The 18,498-nt window shown below is 44.3% G+C and carries 19 protein-coding genes; 11 read left to right on the plus strand and 8 right to left on the minus strand.

Annotated elements, in window-relative coordinates; genetic code table 11:
- Window position 1 precedes the first annotated feature (1 nt).
- The 3 genes from IX95_RS15675 to IX95_RS15685 all read right to left on the minus strand — a co-directional run bounded on the left by IX95_RS15675 (window position 2) and on the right by IX95_RS15685 (window position 1,717).
- The gene (locus IX95_RS15675) at window positions 2-358 is read right to left on the minus strand and encodes an ATP-binding protein (RefSeq protein ID WP_235202644.1); all 357 of its coding nucleotides are present in this window, start codon (window positions 356-358) and stop codon (window positions 2-4) included.
- Window positions 359-427: 69 nt separating this feature from the next.
- A complete protein-coding gene (locus IX95_RS15680) occupies window positions 428-781 on the minus strand; it encodes an STAS domain-containing protein (RefSeq protein WP_006961241.1) in 354 nt (117 codons plus the stop codon).
- 15 nt (window positions 782-796) lie between these two features.
- Window positions 797-1,717, minus strand: coding sequence for a protoglobin domain-containing protein (locus tag IX95_RS15685; RefSeq protein WP_006961242.1), 921 nt, complete (start codon window positions 1,715-1,717; stop codon window positions 797-799).
- A gap of 242 nt (window positions 1,718-1,959) precedes the next feature.
- On the opposite strand from IX95_RS15685, the gene IX95_RS15690 reads away from it, so the two are divergent.
- The gene (locus tag IX95_RS15690) at window positions 1,960-3,516 is read left to right on the plus strand and encodes a methyl-accepting chemotaxis protein (RefSeq protein WP_038161679.1); all 1,557 of its coding nucleotides are present in this window, start codon (window positions 1,960-1,962) and stop codon (window positions 3,514-3,516) included.
- Window positions 3,517-3,571: 55 nt separating this feature from the next.
- Here IX95_RS15690 and IX95_RS15695 read toward each other — a convergent pair whose 3' ends face one another.
- Entirely contained in the window at window positions 3,572-4,033 is a 462-nt protein-coding gene (locus tag IX95_RS15695) for a TetR/AcrR family transcriptional regulator (protein WP_006961245.1), read from the minus strand.
- 506 nt (window positions 4,034-4,539) lie between these two features.
- On the opposite strand from IX95_RS15695, the gene IX95_RS15700 reads away from it, so the two are divergent.
- Together IX95_RS15700 and IX95_RS15705 are read left to right on the plus strand one after the other, a co-directional pair.
- Window positions 4,540-4,839 carry a YfcZ/YiiS family protein gene (locus IX95_RS15700; RefSeq protein WP_019275827.1) on the plus strand — a complete coding sequence of 100 codons (300 nt, stop codon included), beginning with the start codon at window positions 4,540-4,542 and terminating at the stop codon, window positions 4,837-4,839.
- Window positions 4,840-4,952: 113 nt separating this feature from the next.
- Complete coding sequence (locus IX95_RS15705) at window positions 4,953-5,552, plus strand: hypothetical protein (protein WP_006961247.1); 600 nt, start codon at window positions 4,953-4,955, stop codon at window positions 5,550-5,552.
- Window positions 5,553-5,594: 42 nt separating this feature from the next.
- On the opposite strand, the gene IX95_RS15710 is transcribed toward IX95_RS15705, so the two are convergent.
- The gene (locus IX95_RS15710; protein WP_006961248.1) at window positions 5,595-6,695 is read right to left on the minus strand and encodes a 1-acyl-sn-glycerol-3-phosphate acyltransferase; all 1,101 of its coding nucleotides are present in this window, start codon (window positions 6,693-6,695) and stop codon (window positions 5,595-5,597) included.
- Between the two features lie 197 nt (window positions 6,696-6,892).
- Between IX95_RS15710 and IX95_RS15715 the strand changes: the two genes are divergently transcribed.
- Together IX95_RS15715 and IX95_RS15720 are read left to right on the plus strand one after the other, a co-directional pair.
- Window positions 6,893-7,495 carry a hypothetical protein gene (locus IX95_RS15715; RefSeq protein ID WP_021455719.1) on the plus strand — a complete coding sequence of 201 codons (603 nt, stop codon included), beginning with the start codon at window positions 6,893-6,895 and terminating at the stop codon, window positions 7,493-7,495.
- A gap of 95 nt (window positions 7,496-7,590) precedes the next feature.
- Window positions 7,591-9,459 (plus strand): methyl-accepting chemotaxis protein, encoded by a 1,869-nt coding sequence (locus IX95_RS15720; RefSeq protein WP_038161683.1) that lies wholly within the window; start codon window positions 7,591-7,593, stop codon window positions 9,457-9,459.
- Between the two features lie 32 nt (window positions 9,460-9,491).
- Here IX95_RS15720 and IX95_RS15725 read toward each other — a convergent pair whose 3' ends face one another.
- Complete coding sequence (locus IX95_RS15725; RefSeq protein ID WP_038161686.1) at window positions 9,492-10,844, minus strand: alpha-amylase family protein; 1,353 nt, start codon at window positions 10,842-10,844, stop codon at window positions 9,492-9,494.
- Window positions 10,845-11,052: 208 nt separating this feature from the next.
- Between IX95_RS15725 and IX95_RS15730 the strand changes: the two genes are divergently transcribed.
- On the plus strand, window positions 11,053-11,709 hold the full coding sequence (locus IX95_RS15730; RefSeq protein WP_038161688.1) for a DsbA family oxidoreductase: 657 nt from the start codon (window positions 11,053-11,055) through the stop codon (window positions 11,707-11,709).
- Window positions 11,710-11,712: 3 nt separating this feature from the next.
- Here IX95_RS15730 and IX95_RS15735 read toward each other — a convergent pair whose 3' ends face one another.
- On the minus strand, window positions 11,713-12,615 hold the full coding sequence (locus IX95_RS15735) for a DUF808 domain-containing protein (protein ID WP_038161690.1): 903 nt from the start codon (window positions 12,613-12,615) through the stop codon (window positions 11,713-11,715).
- 187 nt (window positions 12,616-12,802) lie between these two features.
- Between IX95_RS15735 and IX95_RS15740 the strand changes: the two genes are divergently transcribed.
- Window positions 12,803-13,723, plus strand: coding sequence for a M14 family metallopeptidase (locus IX95_RS15740; protein ID WP_038161693.1), 921 nt, complete (start codon window positions 12,803-12,805; stop codon window positions 13,721-13,723).
- Here IX95_RS15740 and IX95_RS15745 read toward each other — a convergent pair.
- Window positions 13,718-14,506, minus strand: coding sequence for an AraC family transcriptional regulator (locus IX95_RS15745; protein WP_038161696.1), 789 nt, complete (start codon window positions 14,504-14,506; stop codon window positions 13,718-13,720). The genes IX95_RS15740 and IX95_RS15745 overlap by 6 nt on opposite strands.
- 99 nt (window positions 14,507-14,605) lie before the next feature.
- Between IX95_RS15745 and IX95_RS15750 the strand changes: the two genes are divergently transcribed.
- From IX95_RS15750 to IX95_RS15765, 4 genes are all read left to right on the plus strand, one after another.
- The gene (locus IX95_RS15750; protein ID WP_038161699.1) at window positions 14,606-15,505 is read left to right on the plus strand and encodes a DMT family transporter; all 900 of its coding nucleotides are present in this window, start codon (window positions 14,606-14,608) and stop codon (window positions 15,503-15,505) included.
- Between the two features lie 90 nt (window positions 15,506-15,595).
- Window positions 15,596-16,507: a sensor domain-containing diguanylate cyclase gene (locus tag IX95_RS15755; RefSeq protein WP_006961258.1), complete on the plus strand. Its 912-nt coding sequence runs from the start codon at window positions 15,596-15,598 to the stop codon at window positions 16,505-16,507.
- A 135-nt stretch (window positions 16,508-16,642) separates the two neighbouring features.
- On the plus strand, window positions 16,643-17,407 hold the full coding sequence (locus tag IX95_RS15760) for a DeoR/GlpR family transcriptional regulator (RefSeq protein ID WP_006961259.1): 765 nt from the start codon (window positions 16,643-16,645) through the stop codon (window positions 17,405-17,407).
- A 146-nt stretch (window positions 17,408-17,553) separates the two neighbouring features.
- The gene (locus tag IX95_RS15765) at window positions 17,554-18,276 is read left to right on the plus strand and encodes a helix-turn-helix transcriptional regulator (RefSeq protein ID WP_006961260.1); all 723 of its coding nucleotides are present in this window, start codon (window positions 17,554-17,556) and stop codon (window positions 18,274-18,276) included.
- Window positions 18,277-18,498: the final 222 nt, after the last annotated feature.

The following is an 18,498-nucleotide window of genomic DNA, read 5'->3' on the forward strand; positions in this document are numbered from 1 at the left end:
CCTACTCTCTCCATTTCACTACTTGAATTCGGGTTCCTTTCCCAACGGCAGTTTCTATATCAAACTCATCCACCATTCTCTTTACGCCTGGTAAACCAAGACCTAGCGAGCGGCCAGTCGAATAGTTTTCTTCAAGTGCTTTAGCAATATCCTCAATCCCTGGACCGTTATCCTGTGCAATCACTTTGATGCCGAGTTCATCTTCGCCTTCTAACTTCCAAACAGATATCACCCCAGACTGCGCATATCGAATTATGTTAGTCCCCAGTTCAGAGACGACTGTGGAAACCTCGCTGACAGAAGGCGTACTAAACCCAAATTGTTTTGCCAATGTATAGACTGCAATTACCGAGCTCATCACATCGGATTCCGAACGCACCTCATAAGTTTCGATAATATCTTCAACTATATTAAAAGCCGTCATTTCCTAGCGCTCCAAAACTGCTAAACCATCATCAATATTGTTTACACAATTCAATTGCTCTGTTTTATATGAAATATTGACCAACGCCATCGCAATACCCGGTCGTATTCCAACGAACAGACAGATACGTCCCATCACCTCAACAGCACTGACAATCTCCATCAACGAATCCATGTCTTGCCTGTCGAGCGTTTTTACACCGGACAGATCAATCAAAACACCTTTCACCGTACTCGACATAACGATCGTATCAAGCAGCTCTTGTCGAAATTCATCCAATACCTTTTTACTCAGGTCCACTTGAATGGTGGCAATTAGCGCGTGCTTCAATCGGTTTATCGAAATCGACTTATGCATAGTTAGGCCTGTTAATTACTCATCTGAGAACTTCTTCAGACCTTCGACATTGAGGCCCACTATTTTGAATGCATTTTCAAGTGCATCACGCAAGGTAGCATTCGTTTTGACTTCGCCGACATTAATGCCTAGTTGAACCATGGTTTGCGCAATTGAAGGAGACACTCCTGACACAAGACAATCACACCCCATTAACTTGGTCGCCTTGGTGATTTTAATGAAGTGATTCGCCACTGCTGTATCAACGACAGCGACACCGGAAATATCCATGATGAATATCTTGGCTCTGTGTTCGGAAATCTTATTGAGCACAGCCGTCATGATGTCCTGAGCTCGTTTGGAATCGATAATACCGACAATAGGTAACATCAGAATATCGCGCCATATCATGGTAACAGGCGTCGACATGGCGAGGAGTGCTTCACTTTGTTCAGCAATGCGTTTATTGATCAGCCGAGAATAAGTATCGACTACAATCGTGGTATCTAGGTGAAGCAGCTTAGTAAAGGCAGTCACTAGCGAGCTGTATTCATCACTGTATAGGCTGCCGTCATACATACGTTTAGTAAAAATCACCATCGAGATATTCATGCCTGCGAAATACGTCGGCAGAGGCAACCCGACTCTCGCATGCACTTCACCTACATCACGGCGCTGCTTGACATAAACATCGTCCACTTTAGCTTCAAAAAATGCGGTCCAATAATGCACCTGTGAATCTTGCACGCGCTTGAGCTTTTTCTCATCGCCAAAAAACTGTACGTATTCGGGCTGTTTATCAAGCCAGTCGTAGAAATGGCGTACATAATCGTCCAACTTGGGCACCATCATGCTGCCAAATTTTCTAATCAATGCTAGATCGGCCTCATTGAGATCATGAAGTTTGAGTAAACTTTGTGCGCTGGTATAACTTCCTGCCGAAGAGCTAAGCGACATTCCCGCCTCCTTGCGTTTAAGTACTTTTGTTCGAGAATGAGCCAAAACCACTAACCCAACCTATTAGTATTAGGGTAGTCAATAAAAACAACTTGTGAGCTACAAGTTGAATAAGAACATAAATTAATAACAAATCGGTCAATAAATGATTGAGTAATTCTCTCAAGTTTTAAAAATTGTACTTATACTGATCGAGAAGTAACGAGCCATTATCATTATCTTGTCGATGCGAGGTTAACTCGATGCGCGTAAATGAACCAGTGACCCAGAGAGAAGTCACCTACCCGCCGGAATACAATTTGTTGTCCGTCACCAAGACCAGCAGCCATATCACCTATGCCAGTAAAGAATTCTGTGATGTAGCTGGATATACCTTGGATGAACTTGTTGGACAACCACACAATATCGTTCGCCACCCTGACATGCCTCCTGAGGCATTCAAGGACATGTGGGATTTTCTCAAGTCAGGAAAATCTTGGATGGGAGTGGTTAAGAACCGTTGTAAAAATGGCGATCATTACTGGGTTGATGCGTTCGCCTCTCCCATCAAAGAAAATGGCAAAATCGTCGAATATCAGTCAGTACGTCTTAGCCCGAACCGTCAGCATGTTAAGAATGCAGAAAAGATCTACGCTCAGTTAAAAGCAGGAGCAACACCCTTTCAGCTAAAAATGCCGCGCACCCGCCTATGGCAACGCCTAGGCGGAGCCTTTTTAGGCTCTGCGATTATTTCGTCAATCATTGGGGCATTTGCACCCGGTGCTGCTGTTTGGGCATTATTTTTATTGGCCACCTTGTCTGGCTATGTTCTCACTCGGCGCTTAGAAGATTTATCAGAACAAGCGCGTAAAGTGTTTGATAACCCATTGATGGAGCTGGTTTATAATCAGAGAGTCGATGATATTTCTGAGATTTCGCTAGCTTTGAAAATGCGCCAATCGGAGATAAACGCTGTTGTCGGCCGGATTCAGGACTCCAATGAGCAAATCGCAACCGCAGCTCAGTCTTCTGCCAATAATTGTGAGACCACAGCAGAGAACCTTGTAGGACAAACGTCTGAAACTGAACAAGTAGCGGCTGCAATCAATGAAATGCACTCAACCGCAAACGAAATTGCGCAAAATGCTCAGAGCGCCTCGGATGCGACTGAACGAGCTAACTCAGCCGTTGTGGAAGGCAAATCCTCAGTTGAACAAACAGTTTCATCCATGAACGAGCTTTCTCAGCAATTAGGTGTCGCTTCGGATGTTGTTCAGCAATTGTCAGAACATGGCCGAACCATAGGTGAAGTACTGGTGGTCATTCAAGGCGTAGCGGAGCAAACAAATCTGCTGGCACTGAATGCGGCGATAGAAGCAGCACGGGCCGGTGACCAAGGGCGAGGCTTTGCGGTAGTGGCTGACGAAGTTCGCAAGCTGGCTCAGCGAAGTCACGAATCAACAGAAGAAATTCAGAACATTATTAATCTCATTCAAACCAGCACCGATAAAGCGGTTCAAGCCATGGAAGAAGGAAACAAGTTGTCTGACATCTGTGTTGACTGCGCAAATACATCTGGTGATAAGCTGGACGCACTATTTGGCCAAGTCACAGATATTTCAGATAGAAATAGTCAAATAGCTACAGCGATTGAAGAAATGGCCAGGGTAACCGAAGACATGAACTCAAGCGTTCAATCTATCAGTGAAGTATGCTCCGCCACCAACATCCTAGCGAGTGACACACGTGATGAATGCGAAGGATTAGTCAACAACCTAGACTCGCAAGGTAAGCTGGTCAATCAATTCAGGAAGCTCTAAAAGCAAAAAGCCTTCCAATCGGAAGGCTTTTTTAGCACTGCAACGATATATTCGTTTACTTCGCCATGCGAACCAGTGACTTACCAATTAACCATTCTAGCTCTTTGGCACTGTCTGCACCGAATTGCGCTTCAGTCGTTTTGTAAAGACGCTCAATCCCATTCATTGCAAACTCGTGCGTACTTTGAGATGTCACAATATGGTGGAATAGCAGACGTAGAATCGCTAGGAATTCAGCGTTGTCTAACGCTTTTACCCAGCTGTCTGAGAAATCTTGCAGACTGTTGTCAAAATTCAGATGTTCTACAAACATCTTAAAGATTCGACCATCTAACGCTGCCGTGAAATCTGTCTTTTTTGGAAAGTGGTGGCTGATACCTGTTCGCGATACACCTGTCTGTTGACTTAGGGTTGTGTATGACATCTTGTCATAACCCAGACGCAAAAGTTGATCCACTACTGCGTCCATAATCTTCTGAATCGTGATTTCAGTATCTTCTTTACTACGCTTTGGCATGTTCAGGCTCTTCTCTCTGTAAATCCATCTAACTCAAACGAGTCAATAATGACGCCTATTAGATATCTTACATGACACCTGCTTTGGCCTCAGAGGATCCCTATGGGAACCTAATGAAACCATCGTACCATATAATACGAACGGCGTCTTAGATGGAGCACACAATGTCGTGTAAGATAACTTTTCATAAATCACAACATCAGCTCGATTTATGAAAGCAATAAGCATTATCTTTCATTTATATAATTTGGCTCACGATAATCATACAAATCGAACTTGCTTACAACTAACTGCACACCATCCTGACTCGATAATGACATGATATTTCGCAACAACATGACTAACGTCACATTATTTGACAGGTTTATCAATTCTCACCTATTTGTTTAACGCTCTTATAACATAGCATCTTGTTCAGAGCCCATTTTGGGAGCTGATGTATTTTTATGGATCACCTTCAAATAACCCGATAAAATATCCATAATTTTTGTAAGAGGATTGTCGTAATGAGCACAGAACGAGAACAAGCTGACGTATGTGAAGCATGTGGTTGCGCTGGCGAAATGGGCTTTATTATCAAAGAAGGGGACGATGTCGCAGAAGTGACGATTTTTGCCCAAGGTAAAGCCCTTCTCGAAGCGGAGCTGAATAAGTACATCGATTTAGCAAAACAGGTCTGCGAAGGCGTAGAGTATGAAATGTCTTCTATTGAAGAAGACTCGAGTGAACTAACAGCTCGATTCAAATTCGAAGTCAGCGCGGAAAAACTGATTTTTGAACTAAAGACTCGCTCCCTAGCTCGCTAAGCTAATAAAAAGCGGACATTCAGTCCGCTTTTTTGTTCACTCCATCATCTCTTTATTGACCCTAACCAAACTCCTCATTAATACTTAGAACAAATCATTGTCTGGATTGTCCTATGAAGCACTGGCTTCTGCCTTCTCTCGTAGTATTACTGTCTGCACCTGCTCTCAGTGAGCCGATTGATCATTATCGTATTCTCAATCATCTGGATAACTACGGGAATCTAGACCTGCGTAATAAACCTTATAAAGAGCTGCCATCGGGTTTGGTTGTAAAAGGTAACCTTAATATTGCCAAAACCAGCATTAAAGAGATTCCTCAAGGAGTGGATATTCAAGGCAGTCTAGACGCTTCAAACAGTCAGCTAAAAAAGATAGCAAAAGGCGTCAATATTAAAGGCTATGCCAACTTACTTGCGTCACAAATCGTTCGATGGCCAGCAGGGATCAAAGTCGGTGGATACGTAAACCTAACAGATACCCCCTTAACCAAACTCCCTCCTCGCTTTAAAGTGAAAGGAGACTTAAGTGTGATTAGAACACCACTGGAATCGTTACCGGAGGGTTTAACAGTTGAGGGAGATCTCTATATTGGCGGGTCAAAAATTACTGAGTTTCCGGACAAGATGACAGTCAAAGGCAACATATTCTTAGGTGGAAACCGAATAACCAAGTGGCCTTCTCAACTCGACCTCGGTGGTGCAGTAGCACCTTAACCAATAGTAAAAAGGACGCTAATCGCGTCCTTTCTAATCTATTTAACTTTGGTTTTTAACCGGATTGGCGTAGCTTGCGACCAAATAAGACTGAGCGCCTTCCGGAAGCTGGTTCAGTTTGCCTGCCAAAACGTCTTTAACCTGCTGTTCGACTTGCTCATCACCTGCCGCCAATTCATTAATTGGGAACAGCTTGTAGTTATCGTGTATCTGACGATCAATTTCTTCTGCCAGAGCTTCCGGTGATTCGAACTCATCACCAATCACGTCACCAAATGCGACATGGATACGGCCTTTGTCGCCTACGATTCCCTGAATAATACTTTCAATATCTTCAAATTCGCCTTTTTCATACGTACCGCTTGTAGCCTTCTCAAAAAGCTCACGCGCTTTAGCAATATCACAAGGGTCATTCTCATAAGAGATAGCAACAGGGACAATTCTTAGCGACTTGATGTACTCTGCGAACTCTAACTTCTGCTTACGACCTTCAACGTGGAACATTTTTAGGATCGCCGGATCAGTAAAGTCATTGCCATCTTTAGCACGACCTTCTTTCTGCGCAATCCAGATAGAGTTCCCCGTATCCAACGAATGTTTGATGTAGCCCGACAAAGTACCTAGCGCCTTCATCATTTCACGAGGGCCTTTTGCAGAGCGCTTTACAATAAAGCTCTTGTTTAGCTTCATCAATTCAGTCGCACAAGGTTTTTTCAGTAGGTTGTCTCCAATAGCGATACGCACTGTTTTATGATCACTCTGGTGTAGACCGTAGTTGACCAACGCTGGGTCCATGGCGATATCACGGTGGTTGGAGACAAATAGATAAGACGTCTGCTTATCCAGCTTATCTAAACCTGAGTACGTTACGCCCTTAGTTGTTGAATTCAATGTCTGCTCAAGGTACTTCTTCACTTCCATCTGAATCGCTTCAACGGAGTTCAGTTTAGACCACTTCATCTTGAGGTAGACTTTAACGATTGGTGACATCAACGCTTTAAACCAACCTGCATGGTTTGCAAATCGATGTTGTAGAATCGCACTGATGAATTCTTCATCGTTAATCAGGCGGTCAATCGCCGCTGGAATTTCTTCGTCATTGTATGGACGAATTTCAACAAAAGGGTCGTTTTTAGAAGTCATTTCTTATTACATCTGATAAAAAGCTGGCCTATTCTACGCAGAGATGGGGGGATTAACAGCTATACTTCTCTCATAATCAAAAAGGTCAGACCAGCATAAAATCACCGTTTCTGTAGAAAGTCGGAGTTAAGTTGGCTTTTTCTGCAAGAAACGTTAACCTTAGCGCCCCTTGAGCATACAAGAATATGAGCAATTTCATGCACTACGCAATCTCGCATAACAAGAGTGATTTTCAGTATCTAACCATGACTCCACGAAAAAAGAGTATCAAGCACATGTTACTCAAGGTGGAACAAGGTTTAGCACTAATGAAACTTGGAAAGTCTGAGTATGCGATTGAAGCAGGTCAGACAGTTTGGATTCCGTTTGACGTTTTGTGCGCATTGACCTTCTTCCCTCAAACTCAAGTTCAGCAAGTAGAAGTCTCTTGTCGCGTCACAACGTCCCTGCCAAAACAAGGTGGATTCGTTACCCTTAATGAGTTGACTAACGCTTTGTTAAATAGACTGAAGGTGATGGACGAAACTCATGATGCCCAACGAGATATTCTGACTGTATTACAGGCCGAGCTGTCCGCCTTAAAGCCTCAGTTAAAAGAGAGCAGGCTAACCCGATTAATTAGCCAGTGGTCACCGAATACCGACAGCAAACTATTGGCAGAGCAACAGCTCGTATTGACGGTTCGTGAAGCCCATAAGCGAATGAAGTCTGGTAAGAAGCGAGAGCAGATCATTTCAGACCTGTTCGACAACAATGAGGCGATGTACTCACAAATTGAACATGCAATTCTGGGTAAATAGCAGAAAACTTAACTAAGTTACTGGCTGATTGTCGATTTCGTAACTATAAATCTATAAATATCCTCTATATTTGTAGATAAAATAGGAAGGCGAATATGAAATTCAGCCATAAGATTGTGGCAGCATCCTCTCTCCTCTTACTGGCCACAGTAACGTTGCTCACCCTACAGCAGTACTACACCGTTCAATCCGAAATTAAATCTCAGGTTACATCGAGCGTAACGGAAATCGTTGATGGCGTTCGAGACACCACAGCCGCTGAGATTGATGGCCGAAAAGCCATCGCCAATTACGCGACTAGTATGCTGGAAGCCAACCTGTCTCCCGATGCTATTTCTACCGTCATCACTCGCCCCATAGTAAAGGACACATTCCTTTTGGTCGGTTTGGGATTCGAAAAGGATGGCTCTAATATAAACAATGACCCTTCTTGGAATCCCGGCTCCAGCTGGGACCCCCGAGCTCGACCTTGGTATATCGACGCCAAAAACGCAGGCAAACTCATTATCACTGCCCCTTATGCCGACTCTGCGACTGGCGAAATTCTGGTATCCATTGCCACTCCAGTGAACGACAACGGTAAGTTCATCGGCGCAATCTTCTACGATGTTAGCCTTGCGGGTTTGGCTGATGTTGTAAACAAGGTACAGCTCTTCGATGCAGGGTACGTATTTATCGTTGCAGGTGATGGCACAACCATCGCACACCCACAAACCGACTTAAACGGCAAGCCGATGAAGGATTTCTTGGGTGACGCCGGTATTCAGGATGACCCGCAACAGGTCTCTATTGATGGCAAAGACTACACGCTAGATTTCTCTAAAGTTCCAGGAGAAGACTGGTATATAGGCGTCGTTCTTGATGAGGAGATTGCGTACCAATCCTTAGCCGACTTACGTAACAGTTCCATTATTTACACCGTCGTTGCGTTAGCTATTAGTATCGTCATTCTCTTAGTATTGATGGCAGCGCTAATGCGCCCACTTGGTACACTAAACGAAGCGATTCAAGATGTTGCATCTGGTGAAGGGGATCTAACTCAACGCTTAGATACGAGTACAGACCAAGAGTTTTCTTCACTCGCAGAAAATTTCAATACTTTCACCAGCACACTTCAACAGCAAATCACTCAGTCAAAAGCCATTGGTGAAGAGATCTTACGTGGCTCCGAAATGACATCCATGGGTCTACAAGAATCTGCTGCGGCAATGCAAGATCAATTGAGAGAGCTCGAACAACTTGCAACCGCGATGCATGAGATGGCAACAACCTCAGGTGATGTTGCCAATAACGCTCAGGGGGCAGCCTCTGCTGCAAAAGATGCTGACGAGGCCACAGAAGTGGGTACACGCGTGGTAGGTGACACGACAACTTCAATTACTGAGCTGTCACAGCGCATTGATGAAGCAGTAGAAGAAGTGAAAACTCTGGAATCGGCGACAGACAACATCGAAACCATCTTGAAAGTAATCAATGATATAGCCGACCAAACCAATCTATTGGCCCTTAACGCAGCCATTGAGGCAGCACGTGCTGGTGAATCTGGCCGAGGCTTCGCGGTAGTAGCTGATGAAGTTCGAACACTGGCTCAGAGAACTCAAGAATCTACGACAGAAATCCGCAATATGATTGAACAACTGCAGTCTGGTGCAACTGCAGTGGCAAATGCGATGAACATGAGTAAGGAGACTGCGAGCGGTGCCGTACTTCGTGCAGAAGAAGCCAACACCGCTCTAAACAGCATCCGCGATGCAATCCAGAGCATTAGCGATATGAACATTCAAATCGCTTCGGCCGCGGAAGAACAAAGCTTAGTCGCCGAGGAAATAAACAACAATACGGTCAAAATCAAAGACCTGTCTGTTCAGGTTGCCGATGCAGCAGAGAACGCTAACATTGCCATGCAGGCGCAAACTGAAAACATTCGCGAACAGGATGCCATTCTCAACAAGTTTAAAGTGTAAATGCTCTCGCCCTCCCAAATGGGAGGGCTTTTTTATTCCGCCACCAGCATCAAACTTTCTTCTCCGGGCACTGTTAGGTTTAGCGTCCCCTTCTCAGCTTGATGTTTCTCACAGGAAAGCAAATCTAACCATTCACCGCTTACTGCTATTTGTACTTTCTGCGAACGTTTCGATTTATTAATCACCACGATACCTTCCTTTCCTCGCGCGAATACCAGTAAGTCTTCCGATGCCTCAATAACCTGCATCGTTTTACCATGCATTAAATTATAAAAACGAATACGTGCAATCATTCGCTCATCGTTCCAAGCATCTACCCAGCGCGGCTTTCCATTCACTCCAGTCAAACCACTAGTATCAAGATCGGTATAAACCAATGGAACGCCACCATCTCTACCTAAGATGTAGCTGTACGCTAACCATTCTGTTTTGTCTGGCATCACTAAATTAGCAAACACATCGTTATTAGGTATATCGTGAGTAATTGCAAAAGTAATGGCTCGATTCTCAGAAAGTGCTTGGCCGAAACAATAAGGGTTGACCAAGCTTTTGAGGCTACCTTTGGCTTCAAATGCATCGAACATAGTCTGGAATAGAGGAAAATCATACGCACCCAAACGTGTTTCAGCCAAAAAAGGTTCAAGAAAAATGTCATACTCGGGCTTGGTAGCTCCACCGTCTGTGATGATTTCACCAAAGATATGAATACCTTCACAGATATCTTTGCTCCAAACCTTCTGCAAATGCTCTAGTGTCATGTGCTTGGCCGCATCGATTCGAAACCCTTTCACACCCAGTGCTTTCAGCGCCTTCAGGTAATGCTGTTGTTGTTCAACGACGCGTTTATGCACTCGCAGAGTTGGCAATCCCGGATCCGTTGGACCACCGGTAATGCGACCGTTTTGCACCTGCCACTTGTCTTGCCAATCTTCAATACCGAACGCTTCAACAAAATCATCCTCAATAAATAGAGGTTTGCTGAGATCGCCGAATAGTTTTATCTCTTCGTAGTAATCAGAGTCACTTTGGTAGGATTCCAGAACGTCTTTCGCTGGATATTGAAGATCCAACCGTTGATGAGATTCGTTCGCCATGTGGTTAAACACCACATCCGCATACACATAGATAGAACGCTGATTCAGAACGTCGACCATGCGTGTAAAGTCTTGTGTGTTGCCCAACTGGTTATCAATTACACGATAATCTTGTGGCTGATAACGCTGCCACCACTTTGTACCTTGTGCTTGTTTTAAAGACTTCATTGGAGGAGAAACCAGCACAGATTTATAACCCGCCGCAAAGATCTCATCAGCGCGTTGAGCAACTAATGCATACGGCCAGTCGAAGGCATGAAGAATGACGTTGGCTGTCTTAAAAGCGGTCATGTCATGTTCCTTAAATTCAATTTCCATAATCATCTGTTCATCCACAGATGAAGAGTTGAAACAATTATAATCACCCAAGACTTTTTTTCTTCACCCCTAGAAAGCGGAATGGGTGTAGTAGTTCTAAGGCGTAGAATTTGAACTATTTATAAATTTAATTATCCTCACTCGCTATAATGAAATATGAAGCAAGAAAAAGGCGTCAATCATGAAGAGTGTCCGCATAGACATAGTGTCAGATGTAGTTTGCCCGTGGTGTATCATAGGATACAAACGACTGGAGCAAGCTTTGATGACGCTATCAGACAGCATTGAGGCTGAAATACATTGGCATCCATTCGAATTGAACCCCGCAATGAAGCAAGAAGGCCAGAACCTACGTGAACACTTAGCGGAGAAATACGGCACGTCACTAGAAGCTAGTATATCGGCTCGTCAAACTATCGCCTCACTAGGTGAAGAACTCGGTTTTGAATTTAATTTCATCGATGAAATGCGCATCTACAACACACGTAAAGCCCACCAGCTTCTATTGTGGTCACAATCGCAGGATTTGCAGCTTGATCTCGAAATAGCCATGTTCCATGCATATTTTACCGATGGTAAAGACGTCAGTGACGAGAATGTGTTACTCGATATAGCGGAGTCATTTGGACTAGATCGAGAAACCTGTCAGGCTGTTCTGGAAGACAGCAGTTGGGAAGAGACAGTCGCCTCCACGGAACAACAGTGGCTAGAAGCTGGGATCAATGCGGTGCCTGCTATCATTATTGACCGCAAGCACCTGATTTCTGGCGCTCAGAATAGTGATATTTTGGTTGCAGCTCTAAGAGAAATCACTCATCAAAAGAGCGATATAGACTAAAAACTAGCTGTGTTGGCGAATCTTACCGATAACACCCCAAGCCAGTACAATCAACACACCAGCTACAACGCCAATTAGACCGTTTAGTATCGATGGAAACAAGGCTTTCGCCAGCGTCAGGTTGGGTAGGTTTAGTAAAACCGGCTCAATCCAATGGTGGATCGCTGGAACATTGTGTACCACTATGCCACCACCGACTAAAAACATGGCCGCTGTACCGACGACCGCGAGAAACTTCATTAACTTTGGTGCGAACACAATTAAACCTTTACCGATTGACGCCCTGATACCCTGCCCTTTTGAAATACGATTGAGATAAAAACCGAGATCATCCAGCTTAACAATGGCAGCAACTAAGCCATAAACACCGATTGTCATTAAGACTGCAATCAGGCTGACAACAATAATTTGCGTCAACATGGAGTGACCTTGAACGGTGCCGAGGGCAATCACAATGATTTCAGCGGATAAGATAAAGTCGGTGCGAATCGCACCAGCAACTTTCCTCTTCTCATAATCCTCAATGGAGCCTGTCGGTTCCTCCTCTTCAACTTCTGTTTCTTCACCTGAATGGAACAACTTCTCCACTAGCTTTTCAGCACCTTCAAAACACAGAAACAACCCACCGAGTAGCAACAAAGGCATAATTAACCACGGCGCGAGTGAGCTCATTAATAATGCCGCAGGTACCAAAATTAATTTGTTGCGAAAAGAGCCTTTAGCAACGCTCCAAACGATAGGGATTTCACGTTCCGCCGCCACACCAGAGACCTGCTGCGCATTAAGCGCTAAATCGTCACCTAGCACGCCAGCAGTTTTCTTTGCTGCGACTTTGGACATCAAAGCGACATCATCCAACACCGTAGCGATATCATCTAACAGGGTTAACAGACTCGCACCCGCCATTTGTTTTCTCTTAGAAATAAGACATGTAACCAAATGTAACATTGACCACATCGAACTTAAACCGAATTCTCGTCAGTAATGCGTCAATAACAACACTCCGGTTATTGGCTGAACTTATATTGATTGCTTCCCCAAAATGGGCGTTTTATGCTGTTGCCCACATCTCATAACAAACATAGGCAAAGTAATGCACAGCTCTTACTCTTACCCTATCGGAACACCTGGTCAAAAATGGCAAGACGCCGAGCGACTAGCCTGGCGCGAACAAACCACCATCAAACGTGAATACCAACAAGAAGTGGTTCCAAAGATTCAAGCCCTACAAGAAAGGTTCGATATCGAACAGTATGGTGCGCTCTCCTACGACCCAAGCCGCTTCCCACTTTTTTGCATTAAAAGTAAGAATTGGGACAGTGCAAAACCCGTTGTTCTGGTGACAGGCGGTGTTCATGGCTACGAGACCAGCGGCGTTCATGGTGCACTCAAATTTGCTGACACTCAGATGGAAAAATACGCTGAGCACTTCAACATCATCGTCGCACCGTGTGTCAGCCCATGGGGTTACGAGACGATCAATCGCTGGAACCCACTAGCGATTGACCCGAACCGCTCTTTCTATGAAAACAGCCCAGCAGAAGAATCCGCCAATCTAAGAGCTCTTGTGGCATCAATAGGACAAGAAGTACTGGTTCATATTGATTTGCATGAGACGACCGACACCGACGAAACTGAATTCAGGCCGGCTCTGGCTGCCCGTGATGGTATTGAGTATATCGAAGGTATGATTCCAGATGGCTTCTACACGGTAGGTGATACTGAAAACCCTCAACCTGAGTTTCAGGCAGCGGTGATTGAGTCAGTTAGAAAAGTGACTCATATTGCTCCAGCTGATGAAAAAGGCGAAATCATCGGTTCAGCCGTTGTACAGGATGGCGTCATCAATTACCCGATGGTCAAACTTGGCCTTTGTGGCGGTGTAACCAACTGCACTTACGGCACCACTACTGAAGTCTACCCTGATAGTCCTAAAGTAACCGACGAAGAGTGTAACGATGCTCAAGTTGCGGCCATCGTAGGCGGATTGGATTTCGTAATCAAAAAGCTATAACAGCTTACTCTTATACTGCTCCGGGGTCTGCCCGGAGTATTTTTTGAACATCGCGATGAACGGACTGGCTTGGTTGTAGCCTAACGTAAAAGCGACTTCTTTCACCGAATGACCCTTTCTCAGTAAATCCATTGAGTATAAATAGCGTACTCTCAACCTCCACTCAGTAAAGCTCATCCCTAACTCAGACTGACAGTGCCTTGCCAAGGTGCGCTCTGTGGTATGTACCTTCTCAGCCCACTCGGACAGGCTGGTGTTATCAATCGGGTTTTCTTCTACTTCGGCCAATATTCTTGCTAGGTATTTATTATCTGAAGATGGCAGAAAATGATGTTGAGTATCTCGTGTCGCTAGTTGATCCAGTAAAACCTGCACTAAGCGTTTATCTTGCTCTGTTTGCGCCACATTGATCCCTCGCTGGCGAAAATCATCGATGATTGAGGACACTATAGGCGTAATTTTGATCAAACTGGTACAGTCGGGAAAGTGCGTGGTCAGATCTTGTGCTACGTTCAGTGAACAATACGACAGTGGTTTGCGATTGTAGCTGGTATGCATAACACCTGCGGGCACCCAGATAGCAAGATGCGGTGGTGCAAGAAATCGAGTGCCTTCCGCCTCCATTTCCAGAATACCACCACTAATGAGCTGAACTTGGCCCCACGGATGGCTATGCATTCTCGTTTCCGTGTTCGACAGGAACGCTTCAAAATTCATAAACACATCTGATGGTGCCTTATCTATTGATAAGGAAGGATGAAGGTGTTTGACCGATTTTCTCAAATTTGTCTTCCTATCGCGCTCGATGTCTTTCAAGAGATATCTACAATCATACAGACCTGTCAAACTCACTTCCACTGTTCACTTTGAGATTGAGATCACATGATCTACTTACTTCCACTTTTTACTGTCTTTATCTGGGGAGGCAATGCCATCATCAATAAAATGGCCGCTTCAGTAATCGAACCCAGTGCTATGAGCTTCTTTCGCTGGTTTTTTGCCATGTTGGTACTCACCCCTTTCTGTCTACCTCAAGTCATCAAGCAGTGGACTGTAATCAAGCCTCACTTGAACAAACTTGCCTTCCTCGCTTTACTTGGCATGGTATTAAATCAATCTCTGGGGTACTACGCGGGCGTAACCACAACGGCTTCCAACATGGCGTTAATCACCTCACTGGTTCCACTCCTTAGTGTATTTATGAGCGTACCGCTCCTTCGAAAAAGCATCTCACCGCTCAGTATTATCGGTGGTATTATCTCTCTGGCTGGTCTCTCTTTCATGCTAGGACAAGGAGATATGGTTTTCTTCCTCCACCAAAGTGTCACTGAAGGCGACGCCCTGATGGTGTTGGCAGCCATTTGCTACGCCACATATTGTGTGCTTATAAAGCGCTGGAGAATGCCTTTGTCTAACTGGATACTCATCTATATGCAAGGGCTGTTCGCTGTACTCATACTGACTCCACTTTGGCTATCGAGTGAGCATTTAGCCCCAACGCCAGGCTCTGTTTCTCTGATTGCTTATGCATCCTTGGCAGGCTCTCTCCTCGCGCCTTGGATGTGGGTCAAAGCGATTGATGCTATAGGTGCGGACTCGAGTGCGATGTTTATGAATTTGCTTCCTGTGGTTGCCGTGGCTCTTGCTGCGACCTTACTGGGAGAGAACATTGAGAGTTACCACGTCATGGGCGGAATTATGGTGATCTCTGGTGTCATACTCTCACAAATAAAACGTGTGCGAAGAACGGATGAAAGTCTGCAAAATGTTAAGCAGGTATAGGTGGAGTCCGGCAAAAGAGTATATGTTTATATTAAACAACATCAATAAGACGTCAGGATAAGGCTAGACCTCACACTACAGGGAGGTCTTATGATCGAATTAGAGCATATTGAAGAGATATACGAAGATAATAAGTTTGCACTGCATGAAGAAGTACTCAATGAAATCGGCTCTTACGTCTTCGTTAAGAATCGCAAAGGAGAGTACCTCTACGCTAATCAACTCACTCTAGAACTGTTTAAAACCGATCTTGAGTCACTAAAAGGCAAAACTGACTACGACTACTTTCAGCCCGATCTTCTTAAAGATATTCTCCACACCGACCAATCTGTGTTCGAAACTGGTGAAACGGTGATCAATGAAGAGCACGCTCGAGCTATTCCAGATGGCAAGTTAAGAGTTTACAGAGCGATTAAAAAGCCGATCATCAGCTCTGTAACTAACGAAGTTATTGGCTTGATCGGTGTTTCAACAGATATTACTGACATTGTTGAAATGCGTGAAAAGTTGGCTGAGCTGGCCAATACCGACGATCTTACTAAGTTGTACAATCGCCGGAAGTTGTGGCGCCAATTCTCTGAAGAGTTTGCTCATGCTCAAACCCACGATCTATCTCTTTCTTGCATCGTGATTGATATCGACCATTTCAAGCATATTAACGATACCTTCGGCCATGACCATGGTGACGAGGTCATCGTACAGTTGGCAGATATTGCTCGCTCTCATATACGTTCAACCGATTCCTGCGGGCGAATCGGCGGGGAAGAGTTCCTCATCGTTCTGCATCAAACGAACGCAGAGCAAGCACTCCAGATCGCCGAACGCCTGCGTTGTGACTTTTATTCTTTTCCCTTTTTTACTGACAACAACAATTTCAGCATCAGTTGCGGAGTCACCGAATTAACAGAAAAAGATAAGGATTTTTTTGATTTGTACCGTCGTGCTGATAAAGCGCTCTATGTATCGAAAAACAAAGGACGCAATCGCAGCCAGAAGCTCTAACCCTAATGATTAATGCTCGTTTATGTGAACATTTTCTTAAAACGAACTTTAACCAGCCAGTTTCGCTCACAAATTATTGCTTTGCCTCACGCAAACCGTAGAATTACTCCATTCCAACAGACAAGGACATTGTTAGTGAAAGCCATTAAGCGTCATCAGGAAATTATTGAACTGGTGCAAACTCAAGGTTTTGTCAGTACTGACGAATTGGTTGAACGATTTAACGTGAGCCCACAGACGATTCGTCGTGACCTCAATGAGCTAGCTGATGACAACAAGATTCGCCGCAACCACGGTGGAGCGACTATCACATCTAGTGCAGAGAACTCCTCGTATCAGACTCGCCAGATTTCCTATCAAAAGGAAAAAGGCCAGATCGCGCTGGAATTGGTCAAGCACATTCCAGATGGAGCGACTTTGTTCATTGATATCGGAACATCTCCAGAAGCCGTCGCAAGAGCACTACTAGGCAAACATCAGAATCTGCGTATCGTAACCAACAACATTAATGTCGCGACTATTTTGATGTCGAAGCCCGACTTCAAAGTGATCTTGGCAGGTGGAGAGGTTCGTGGCAAAGATGGCGGCGTCACTGGTGAAGCGACATTAGATTTTATTTCTCAATTCCGTCTCGATTTCGGCATTCTGGGTATTTCAGGGATCGATTATGACGGCTCACTGCTCGACTTTGACTATCATGAAGTTCGCGTCAAACGCGCCATCATAGAAAACAGTCGCTCTGTCTTCCTCGGTGTTGACCACAGTAAATTTGGTCGCAATGCTATGGTAAAACTTGGCACTATCGCTGACGTCGATCTAATTATTACTGATAGAAAACCACCTAAAGAAATTGAATCTTACGCAAAAGAAAATGACACCGTTCTTCAGGTGGTAAAATAAGAAAAGGCGCCATTGGGCGCCTTTTTCTATTTCGATTTACCAATATGTTCAAAAATCCTTCAGTCTCACTTTTAACGTGAGAAAAATATTACATAACCCGATTGTAATTTGTTATAAGTAATAAAAAGTCGCGTTTATGGCACTCAATGAAAGAAATTTTACGTCTGATAGATGACTACCAAACCATTGATTCTATTGAATCAATGGGAAGGTTGCTTGAGCAGTTAAACCATATAGTTAACAGCGAGTATTTTGTACTTGGTGTATCGTTTGACCCGCATATTAAAAATGGTCGTTTTATCGTCGTAGACAACTTCCCCGCCGATTGCCGAGAAGATTCATGTAATTTGGGGCTGATGTACGTAGATCCTATTTGCAAGTTTGGCGCATCAAACTGTATGCCCAGTGTCTGGGAATCTTCCAAACAAATAGACATCCACAGTCAGGAGCTTTTTTCTTTGTCTCATATTCAGGGGATTGAACAAGGAATCAGCATTCCAATCCATGGATTAAATGGTGAAGTGGGTATGCTCAGTTTCGCGACTTCAGATGTTATTGCCTACCCTACCCACACCGACGTATTGCTATTTGCTCAACTGATTGTTCCTCTTATTGTGCAAAACCTTTCGCGTTTATCTCACGCATCGCAGACCGAACATTCGCAAGCCATGCTGACTAACAGAGAGATTCAGTGCCTAACTTGGGCCGCCGATGGAAAGAGCGCTTCTGAGATAGCTGATATTGTCGACTGCACTGAAAGAACCGTAAAATTCCATCTCAGTAATGCCTGTAAGAAGCTCGGAGCAACCAATCGCTGCCAAGCAGTGACGAGAGCGCTATTAGGTGGGCATATTAAACCGTACCAGTAACAGAAAATAGTATTTCTCAATTTCAACACAAATAATCGAAGTTAACTTGATTAGTTATGTCTATATTTTCTGCTTTAATCTACCAAATCGTATCAATTTTAACACAAAACCTGTCCGATCGGACAGTTACACTATCCTATTGTTTTTAATATCATTATGCGACTGAGTTACGACACGTCAGTTGGCTCAGACTGATGAATACGTCCTAAATACAAATTAAAC

Origin of the sequence: Vibrio sp. B183 (assembly GCF_000740665.1) — a bacterium.
Classification (GTDB): Bacteria; Pseudomonadota; Gammaproteobacteria; order Enterobacterales; family Vibrionaceae; genus Vibrio; species Vibrio coralliilyticus.

What these genes read in the sequence shown, in the direction of transcription:
- IX95_RS15730 (WP_038161688.1), top strand. Translation starts at nt 11,053, where the DNA reads ATGAAGAGTGTCCGCATAGACATAGTGTCAGATGTAGTTTGCCCGTGG.
- IX95_RS15700 (WP_019275827.1), top strand. Translation starts at nt 4,540, where the DNA reads ATGAGCACAGAACGAGAACAAGCTGACGTATGTGAAGCATGTGGTTGC.
- IX95_RS15735 (WP_038161690.1), bottom strand. Translation starts at nt 12,615, where the DNA reads ATGGCGGGTGCGAGTCTGTTAACCCTGTTAGATGATATCGCTACGGTG.
- IX95_RS15680 (WP_006961241.1), bottom strand. Translation starts at nt 781, where the DNA reads ATGCATAAGTCGATTTCGATAAACCGATTGAAGCACGCGCTAATTGCC.
- IX95_RS15690 (WP_038161679.1), top strand. Translation starts at nt 1,960, where the DNA reads ATGCGCGTAAATGAACCAGTGACCCAGAGAGAAGTCACCTACCCGCCG.
- IX95_RS15755 (WP_006961258.1), top strand. Translation starts at nt 15,596, where the DNA reads ATGATCGAATTAGAGCATATTGAAGAGATATACGAAGATAATAAGTTT.
- IX95_RS15710 (WP_006961248.1), bottom strand. Translation starts at nt 6,695, where the DNA reads ATGACTTCTAAAAACGACCCTTTTGTTGAAATTCGTCCATACAATGAC.
- IX95_RS15740 (WP_038161693.1), top strand. Translation starts at nt 12,803, where the DNA reads ATGCACAGCTCTTACTCTTACCCTATCGGAACACCTGGTCAAAAATGG.
- IX95_RS15695 (WP_006961245.1), bottom strand. Translation starts at nt 4,033, where the DNA reads ATGCCAAAGCGTAGTAAAGAAGATACTGAAATCACGATTCAGAAGATT.
- IX95_RS15675 (WP_235202644.1), bottom strand. Translation starts at nt 358, where the DNA reads ATGAGCTCGGTAATTGCAGTCTATACATTGGCAAAACAATTTGGGTTT.
- IX95_RS15720 (WP_038161683.1), top strand. Translation starts at nt 7,591, where the DNA reads ATGAAATTCAGCCATAAGATTGTGGCAGCATCCTCTCTCCTCTTACTG.
- IX95_RS15705 (WP_006961247.1), top strand. Translation starts at nt 4,953, where the DNA reads ATGAAGCACTGGCTTCTGCCTTCTCTCGTAGTATTACTGTCTGCACCT.
- IX95_RS15750 (WP_038161699.1), top strand. Translation starts at nt 14,606, where the DNA reads ATGATCTACTTACTTCCACTTTTTACTGTCTTTATCTGGGGAGGCAAT.
- IX95_RS15765 (WP_006961260.1), top strand. Translation starts at nt 17,554, where the DNA reads ATGAAAGAAATTTTACGTCTGATAGATGACTACCAAACCATTGATTCT.
- IX95_RS15685 (WP_006961242.1), bottom strand. Translation starts at nt 1,717, where the DNA reads ATGTCGCTTAGCTCTTCGGCAGGAAGTTATACCAGCGCACAAAGTTTA.
- IX95_RS15725 (WP_038161686.1), bottom strand. Translation starts at nt 10,844, where the DNA reads ATGACCGCTTTTAAGACAGCCAACGTCATTCTTCATGCCTTCGACTGG.
- IX95_RS15715 (WP_021455719.1), top strand. Translation starts at nt 6,893, where the DNA reads ATGCACTACGCAATCTCGCATAACAAGAGTGATTTTCAGTATCTAACC.